The sequence below is a fragment of the Okeania sp. SIO3I5 genome (genome assembly GCF_010672085.1).
GTDB lineage: Bacteria > Cyanobacteriota > Cyanobacteriia > Cyanobacteriales > Microcoleaceae > Trichodesmium.
Genome location: NZ_JAAHHT010000030.1, coordinates 28,988 through 29,666 on the forward strand (window position 1 = coordinate 28,988; position 679 = coordinate 29,666).

A 679-nucleotide genomic window follows, 5' to 3' on the forward strand; every position below is an offset into this window, starting at 1 on the left:
GTTGATCTACCATTTTATTCAGGGTAGTTTTCAGTTCCAATATTTCCCCTTGAGCATCCACAGTAATTTTCTGAGTTAAATCTCCTTCAGCAACAGCAGTCGCAACCTCGGCAATATTTCTCACCTGTAAAGTTAGGTTCGCTGCCATTTGGTTAACATTATCTGTTAACTCTTTCCAAGTTCCGGCGACTCCCTCTACTTTTGCCTGACCTCCCAATGTTCCTTCCGTTCCGACTTCCTTAGCAACTCGTGTTACTTCTCCACTAAAAGCATTTAACTGATCTACCATTTTATTCAAGGTAGTCTTTAGTTCGAGAATTTCCCCTTGAGCATCCACAGTAATTTTCTGAGTCAAGTCTCCCTGAGCAACAGCAGTCGCCACCTCAGCAATATTTCTCACCTGTAAAGTTAGGTTCGCTGCCATACCATTCACATTATCAGTCAACTCTTTCCAAGTTCCGGCGACTCCCTCTACTTTTGCCTGACCTCCCAATGTTCCTTCCGTTCCGACTTCCTTAGCAACTCGTGTTACTTCTCCACTAAAAGCATTTAACTGATCTACCATTTTATTCAAGGTAGTCTTTAGTTCGAGAATTTCCCCTTGAGCATCCACAGTAATTTTCTGAGTCAAGTCTCCCTGAGCAACAGCAGTCGCCACCTCAGCAATATTTCTCACCTG

The 679-nt window shown here is 43.3% G+C and carries 1 protein-coding gene; it reads right to left on the reverse strand.

Annotation, left to right across the window (positions count from 1 at the left end):
• Window positions 1-679: HAMP domain-containing protein (locus F6K40_RS09540; RefSeq protein WP_293134662.1), on the reverse strand; the 679-nt coding region annotated here is incomplete at both ends.